The sequence below is a fragment of the Variovorax stachyos genome (assembly GCF_051400855.1).
In the GTDB taxonomy this organism is placed as follows: Bacteria; Pseudomonadota; Gammaproteobacteria; order Burkholderiales; family Burkholderiaceae_C; genus Variovorax.
Map to the genome: position 1 here is coordinate 459,348 of NZ_JBLFFN010000003.1, position 7,863 is coordinate 467,210.

General features: G+C 66.3%; 4 protein-coding genes and 1 pseudogene. 3 read left to right on the forward strand and 2 right to left on the reverse strand.

Translation table 11 applies throughout. The annotated features are described in order from the left end of the window. Positions 1-11 precede the first annotated feature (11 nt). From ACMGEZ_RS08235 to ACMGEZ_RS08245, 3 genes are all read left to right on the forward strand, one after another. Positions 12-869 carry a proteasome-type protease gene (locus tag ACMGEZ_RS08235; RefSeq protein ID WP_436821767.1) on the forward strand — a complete coding sequence of 286 codons (858 nt, stop codon included), beginning with the start codon at positions 12-14 and terminating at the stop codon, positions 867-869. A gap of 377 nt (positions 870-1,246) precedes the next feature. Then, a complete protein-coding gene (locus tag ACMGEZ_RS08240) occupies positions 1,247-1,750 on the forward strand; it encodes a hypothetical protein (RefSeq protein ID WP_436821768.1) in 504 nt (167 codons plus the stop codon). A gap of 278 nt (positions 1,751-2,028) precedes the next feature. Further along, a complete protein-coding gene (locus ACMGEZ_RS08245; RefSeq protein WP_436821769.1) occupies positions 2,029-4,590 on the forward strand; it encodes a hypothetical protein in 2,562 nt (853 codons plus the stop codon). Between the two features lie 58 nt (positions 4,591-4,648). Here ACMGEZ_RS08245 and ACMGEZ_RS08250 read toward each other — a convergent pair whose 3' ends face one another. Continuing rightward, on the reverse strand, positions 4,649-5,473 hold the full coding sequence (locus tag ACMGEZ_RS08250; protein ID WP_436821770.1) for an undecaprenyl-diphosphate phosphatase: 825 nt from the start codon (positions 5,471-5,473) through the stop codon (positions 4,649-4,651). A 69-nt stretch (positions 5,474-5,542) separates the two neighbouring features. Next, positions 5,543-7,832, reverse strand: a pseudogene (locus ACMGEZ_RS08255) (autotransporter family protein). Positions 7,833-7,863 lie beyond the last annotated feature (31 nt).

A 7,863-nucleotide genomic window follows, 5' to 3' on the forward strand; every position in this document is an offset into this window, starting at 1 on the left:
CCTGTTAACACATGACTTACTGCGTAGGCATCAAACTCAACGCCGGCCTGGTGTTTCTCTCCGACTCGCGCACCAACGCGGGGGTGGACCACATCAGCACCTTCCGCAAGATGATCGTCTACGAGCAGCCGGGCGATCGCGTCATGGTGCTGCTGTCGGCGGGCAACCTCAGCATCTCGCAGTCGGTGCGCGAGATCTTGCAGATCGAGGAACTGCGCGAAGGGCGCGAAGCACGCGAGACATGCGAGGACGGCGACGACAAGCCACCCATCACCATCTGGAACGCGAAGAGCATGTTCGACGCCGCACGCGTGCTGGGCTCGGCGGTGCGCCATGTCTACGACCGCGACGCCGAAGCGCTCAAGCATGCAGGCCTGGAATTCAACGTCTCCTTCATCTTCGGCGGCCAGGTCAAGGGCGAGGGCATGCGCCTGTTCCTGGTCTACGCGGCCGGCAATTTCATCGAGGCCACCACAGAGACGCCCTACTTCCAGGTCGGCGAGTCCAAATACGGCAAACCCGTACTCGACCGCGTGCTGACGCCCGACACGCCGCTGGACGAGGCTGCCAAGTGCGCGCTGGTCTCGATGGACTCCACGATGAAGTCCAACCTCTCGGTTGGCCTGCCGTTGGACCTGGTGGTGTATGAGGCCAACCGCCTCCAGACCGACAAGGTGGTCTGCATCGACGCCGACAACCCTTACTACCGCATGGTCCACAACAGCTGGGGCCAGAAGCTGCGCGAGGTGTTCGACAGCATCGATGACCCGGTCTGGGACGACGCCTACGCCGAGCACCCGCTCAAGATGCCGGCAAGGCGCCACAGCCCGCTGCGCAAGATCTCGACCCCAGACGAAAAGCTCATCTGAGCGTCTCGCGGTTCGGGTGCAATCGCCACCCGCCATCTCCGCACTTGCCCTGGCCAAAGGATTAACCCGCCACGGATCAATCCCGGCGGGCCAACCGGCTCAACCGTCTACCGCACCTCCGTCGTCCTCGACAGCGTGGTGCCCGGCAGGCGGCCGCGACCACGAGCACACCGCACCCCGCAACGCAAGCGGATGGCCTGACGTGGGCCACTCCCACCCTCCGGCGCCGTGAGCCACCGCGCGGCGGCGTCTTGGCTCCTCCGGGCCTATCGACCCGCCGGGCGAAAAGGAACACTGGATTCAAGCCGGCGATCGAGCGAGACCGATCCCGGTAGTCAGATTCCAGAGTTGTCTCGCGCCAGTCCAGGAGCTTCTCCGTGACAAGCACATTTCTCGAGACCGAACTCATGCATCGCGCACTGCACGAGATCGACCAGTTGCTCTCCGCACTCCAAAGCACCGCCACAGCGCATCACTGCCTGCCGCGCGACGAATTCTCCGCAGCACCTTTCGAACGGCCTGGCGCCGAGCAAGCACCTACGCCGTCCGCGGTGTACTTCTGCCTGGCCTCTGCCAGTGCGCTCCTCGACGTGAGCCGCTCCCTGCTGGGCCATCTGGATGTGCTTCCTTCGAACACTCGGCCAGCGAACTGGAGCCAGCTCAGCGAGGCGTCCAAGGCTGCCGGCCAGTCGGCCTTCCTGGCTTCCGTGATGCTCGCCGCGCCTCAGTCGGCGAGTGCCGCGCCGACCTCGCGCGACGACATGTGGGCACCTACCCGAGCCGGCCGCGCCTCTGCGGTGCCAGTGCAGCCGCAAGGCGCATCGGTCGGCATGCGTTTCAAGACCAGGCTCCGGAGCCTGATCGACGCGGTCGCTGTCTAGCAGCTGCGAACCGATCGAGTCGAACCGGCACGCGAGAAGGGATGCGACGCATGGTGCCTTCTTGAACGGCGAGGCTGCCGCCGTGATCGCCGGGTTCGATCTGCAGCCACCTCCCACCACGCACTAGCAACCGGGGAAGGCACGCCCACCGTGCTGCTGCCCCAGTAGCTGCTCGCCTCGGCGAGCCCTTTCCAGATTTCTTCGCCAGGTTCTTTGCGCCTTTGACGGGCGCAGGGGGACTTCTTTTTTCCAACTTCAAGCCAATCAGGAGACTCAGTGTGAGAAAGATCGACAAACACGCCCTTTTGCTTTGCGTCGCAGCAAGCGCGCTGGCAGGGTGCGGGGGTGGAGGAAGCGGCTCAGGCGGCGGCTTCGCTCTGCCCCAAAGCACGGATGCGGTGCCTGCTTCGCCGGCCGCATCGACAGCGGAGCCGGCCGCCGGCAAAGAGGCAGAGGCGCTGAGCAAGCTCGACGCGAGCTGGGTCAAGGTCGCCAACGAAGACCAGTCGTTCAACCTGGCCTCGTCGACAGTGGTGCAGTACGGCGCGAATTCGGCCTGGACGAGCAAGCAGCTCTCCGGCAGCGTTGTGTGCAGCAACGCAACCTTCGGCCGCGACCCGCTGGAATTTGTGGCGAAGGCTTGCTACGTGCAGACTCCGATCACTCCCACCGCTCCTCCCACTCCCACCGCGCCTGCAGCGGGAACCGAGCTCGCCCGCGAAGGCGCCTCGTTCACAGTGGCCGCTGCGACATTGGTGAAGTACGGCGCAGACTCGCGCTGGATCACCAAGTCCGTCACAGGCACCGCAACGTGCACGAACACCTTCTTCGGTAAGGATCCCGCCTTCATGACCGTGAAGTCATGCGTGTCGGCCGGGCCTGCGCCCACGTCTGCACCTGCACCTGCACCAGCTCCAGCTCCAGTTCCGGCTCCAGCTCCAGCTCCGGCTCCGGCTCCAGCTCCGGCTCCGGCCCCGGCGCCCGCGCCCGCGCCCGCGCCTGCTCCGGCTCCTGCAACACCCATCGCCGGTGACATCGTCAACTCCGATGGCAGCATCAACACTGCGAACTGGGATGCAATGTACGCGGCGGCTGGAACCGATGCCTGGATCGACTACACACGCGGCAAGGCTGCGACGGGTGTCGGTGGGGTGAACCTCTATGAGCGTCCGCACTACACGATCGCCTCAGGCGGCACGCAGAACGCCGGGCAGATCGGGAGCATCTACGAGCACGGCAGGGCGACGGGGGAAGACGGCGGTGCCTACTCCACGTCGCAGGGGGACGTCGTCACGTTCGGTGCTGCTTCGGGTTCCGGTGTGGTGTCGCTCCAGACCTCCGGGTACACGAACAACACCGGCCAATTGAAGCCGCAAGGCCAGTGGCAGCGCGGCTTCGACATCGAGCACGCCAATTTCCGCGGCTACCGCTCGTCCGGTGTTCTGCCCGCCGGCAACGTCAAGCCGATGTTCGTCGCCTCCAGCAATGACATCAGCAGCGAGAACGGCACCTCCCGTCTGGTCGGTACGACAGACGGCACGATCTTCGGCGTCGGCTCGAATACCGCCGCCAACAGCGTGAGCGTCAAGCTGGCAGCCGGCAAGCTCCCGGTCGCGGGTGCGATGACCAACAAGGCTGAATTCCTGTTCGTTCCCGTCTGGGACAAGGCGACCCGCAAGGGGCAGGTTGCGGTGGTCATCGCTGCGGGTATGCCGGAAGGCGTTGCCTGGACGACCTCCGGCTTGGCCTACAGATGGTGGGAAGAATGGCGTGAAGCCTATCCAGGCCTGCCCAACCAAGGCAACACCGGCTTCCTCAAGGTTCTTGGCTACGTCGACATCCCCGGTATGGCTGCTCCTACCTCCGTGGCGGTGAACACCGGCATGCACCCCTGGCAGATGGTCGGTGGCGACGCTCGCGCCATTGGCTACGACAACAGCCCCATCGAAAACAACTACACGAAGTTGGCTGACGGTGGCTCCCTGGGTGGCCGTGTTGCACGTGGTGGACTGCTCGCGGTTGCCAGCAAGAGCGAAAAGAAGGTCGTGTACTTCGACCTGAAGCCGCTGTTCGCCTGGGTGTACGACAGCTACCTGGGACAGAACCACACGCGGGGCGAGCGCAAGAACCTCGGGCTGGCCGATGCTCAGTGGCCACAGACCATGGCGCTCTCGGGCGTGACCATGCCGGTGGTGAAGACCGTGACGTTTCCTGATCAGGTCGCTGCCGTGAAGTTCACTGGCACCCGCCCCGCTCCGCAGACACCTGGTGAGCCGTTCAACTGGGTGGTGACCAACAGCGCATCGGGTCAGGGGACTGTGCACGTGATGGCCGTCGGCGATTGCGTGCCCGGCACCGCGAACAACAAGAGCTGCGCCGCCGGCAACATCTCCGAGCGCTCGACCGTCACCGGCCTGCCGTACGTCTCGTCGATTGCCACGATGCTGGGGATGAAGCGCACCGGCAACGTCGACGTGAACACCGGCTTCTGGTTCGTCGGCCGTCCTGGTCGCGATGTCGGTTTCGTTCGGCTGAACAGCAGCGGCGCTGGCGGATCGATCGGCCTGCAGTACAAGACCAGCGTCGATCAGTGCGCTGATCCTGTTGGCCTGGCTGACATCGACAACTACAGCAACGAGGCGAATTCGCAGCTGTTGATGTGCTACAACGACAAGAAGGTCGCGACCTATCGCACCGACACGCTGTATCACAACGGAAGTTGGTCGGCGTGGGCGCAAAGCACTCCGGTGCAGGGTACGAGCAGCGTTCCAGTGGAGTACTACGGGTCGCTCTCGACGCCAGGCAAGCCGATGCATGCACTGACTGCCAACGTACCTTGACCTACCGAGGGGTACGAAAACAAAAAGGCCCTGCGGGGCCTTTTTTGCCGACCTGGCTCTATTCAGCCCACACGACCGCACCGCTCCACGCCGTGGCAAGCACCACGATGCCGAAGGCGATGCGGTACCAGGCAAAAGGGACGAAACTGTGGGTGCTGATGTACTTCAGCAGCCAGCGCACGCACAGCCAGGCGCTCGCAAAAGAGAAGACCAGGCCGACTGTGAACATGGGCAGGTCCGCGACCGACAGCAGCGCCCGCTCCTTGTAAAGGCTGTAGGCACCGGCGCCGATCAGCGTCGGGATCGCCAGAAAGAATGAGAAGTCCGTCGCTGCCTTGCGCGACAGGCCCAGCAACATGCCGCCGATGATGGTCGCGCCGCTGCGGCTGGTGCCCGGAATCATTGCGAAGCATTGCACCAGGCCGACCTTGAGCGCGTCCCAGGGCGTCATGTCGTCCACGTGCTCGACGCGCACCGCACCCGGTGGGCGCTTCTCGGCCCAGAGGATGATGAAGCCGCCGATGATGAAGGTGCTGGCGACCACCACCGCGGTGAACAGGTGCGCCTTGATCAGCTTGCCGAACAGCAGCCCGAGCACCACGGCCGGCAGGAAGCCGATCAGCACGTTGAGCACCAGGCGCCGTGCCTTTTGCTGGCGCGGCAGAGCCACGAGCGTGGAATGGATCTTTTGCCAGTAGACGATGATCACGGCGAGGATCGCGCCGGTCTGGATCGCGATGTCGAAGACCTTGGCCTTCTCGTCGTCGAAGCCCAGCAATGCACCGGCGAGGATCAGGTGACCGGTCGACGAGATGGGCAGGAACTCGGTCAGTCCCTCGACGATGCCCATGATGGCGGCCTTGGCCAGCAAAACGATATCCACGCGCGCTCCTTTTTCAAGAGCGCCGATTATCGCGATGAGGCCAGTCAGCCTCCGGTCAGGGCGCCTCGGCTACCAGCGCACCTTGATCCCCACGGACCCGCTCATGGAGCCCTTCACGCGCGTGTCTCCGCCGGAGGCCCACAGCTTGCCTACTTCGCCGTAGAGGCTGGTCGATTCGCTCAGTGACAGCGTGGCGCCCGCGACCAACTCCGTCGAGGTGCCGCCCCTGCTGCTCGCGATGGCGGTGCTGGCCGCCGGGTTGACGAAGCGCGCGACATCGTTGCCGCCCGAGGCACGGTACAGGTTCGCCCGCGCATAGGGCTGCAGCCGGCCTGCGCTCGTTGCGATGTCGCCCTTGACGCGCACGCCCACGCGGGCGAGCCAGGTGCTGTCGCGGTCCTGGCGCACGCGCGCCAGCGATGTCCACGTCGTCGAGGTCCAGGCGCTGGTGCACCAGCTGCGCCTGCGGCTGGATCTGCCAGCCCTCGCCGAGCGCGAAGGACTGGCCCAGCTCCAGCGAGGCGCTCAGGCTGCTGGCCTTGCCCTTGGTGCGCAGGCTGGTCTGGGGCTTGACCTCGTAGCGATGGCGCCCGGCCTGAAGGACGCCGTCGACGTAGAAGCCGCTGGTATCGGTGTAGGTGGCGTAGCCACCCAGGTACTGGCTGCGCAGGTCGTTGCTGCCGACGGGGAGGTTGGCGATGCCGCGGGCGAAGCCGTTGACCTGCATGTCGCCGTCGAGCTGGCCGACGTAAAGGCCGGCACGCCAATTGGCATTGGTCCACAGGTCGGTGCCGGCCTGCAGGCCGCTCAGGCGGCCCTCGCTGTGCGGGCTGACGGTGCCACCTTGCTGGATGCTGCGCCCGGTGCTCAGGACGCGGCCCCAGGCGCGGCGTTCGCCGGTGGCGGAAGTTGCAGCGCTGCCCTGGGCGCCGGCAGCAGCCGTCTTCACGTCGTCGTCGCCGATGCGCTGGTGCAGGTTGCCGAGCATGGCCAGGTTGCCCTGGCGCAGTTGCTCGGGAAGCGCTGCGAACAGGGGCACTTCGGCGCGGTAGGTGGGGACCTGGATGGGGGCGGCCGAAGGAGCGGGCGGCGGCGAAGGCGGGCCGACAGATGTGGGGGGCGCCGGCGGGCCAGGAGGAGCCGGTGGTGCGGGAGGCGCTGGTGGCGCCGGCGGTGCGGGAGGAGCCGGCGGGGGCGGCGGCGGGACGATGGTGCTGGTGGAGCGCAGGTACCAGTTCTCTCCGGCGCCCGCGGCATCGCCGGGCTGCAGGCGGTATTCGTACGCCCCCGCATCCACATGGCCGCCCTGCAGGGCAAAGGCATCCTTCGTGCTCTGGGCGCTGGTGGTGGCGCCGTTGAGGGCACTCACCAGTTCGATGCCGTTGCCCGTGGTGAGCGCACCCAGGCCGCCGAGGTTGACCACCTGGACCGTAGTGCGCCCGCTGGCCACAGCACTCGGGCCGTTGAGGATGAGCCGGTCGCTGACGCTGGCGCTGTCCCCCAGCGCGGTGCCCAGGCGCAGCAGGCCGTTGTTGCCCACGTAAGGACCGGTGACGGTGAGGGTCGTGCCGGGTGCACTGCCGATGAGCGAGACGGTGCCGGCATTGGTGAGCGCAGCGATGCTCTGGCTGAAGCCGGCAAGATCGAGCGTGGCACCCGAGGCCACGCTGTGCGCCGAGGCCGGGCTGAAGGTGTTGGCAGCACCGGCGCGCAGGGTGCCTTCGGTGACGGCAGTCGCACCGCCGTAGCTGTTGGCGCCCGAGAGAACGAGGGTGCCGCTTCCGATCTTGCTCAGGTCGCCGGGGCCGGTGATGGCGCCGGTGAGGGTGGCAGTAAAGGGGCCGGTGTCGATGATGGGATCGACTGCATCGGTGAAGGCAATGGGATTGGCCAGGGTGAGGCCGTCCGCGGCGAAGCCCAATGTGGTGCCTTCGTGCATGGCAAGTTCGCCGGTGCCCAAAGCCCGGTTGTTGCCGACGGCAATGCCGCCTTGCTTGAGGTCGGTGCCGCCGCTGTAGCTGTTCTCGCCGGTGAGGGTCAGCGTGGCGGTGCCGGTCTTGGTCAAGGCGCCGCTGCCGGCGAGGGTGTTGGAAAGCGTCGCGTCGGCAGCTTGATCGATCAGCAGCGCGGCGTCGTTGACGATGGCGCCGCTGCCGAAGCTGGCGGCATTGCCGGCCAGGGTGCCGGCGTTGATGGTGGTGCCGCCCGCGTAGGTGTTGGTGCCCGCGAGCCTCAGTGTGCCGCCGCCGGTCTTGGTCAGGCCGCCGGCCCCACTGATCACGCCCCGTTGGGTCAGCGTCGTGCCCGCGAGGGTGTCGATGGTGCCGCCCAGGCCGCCCAGCGTGGTGGCGCGATTCATGGCGATGGCGGGGGTGGTCTGCAGCGTGCCG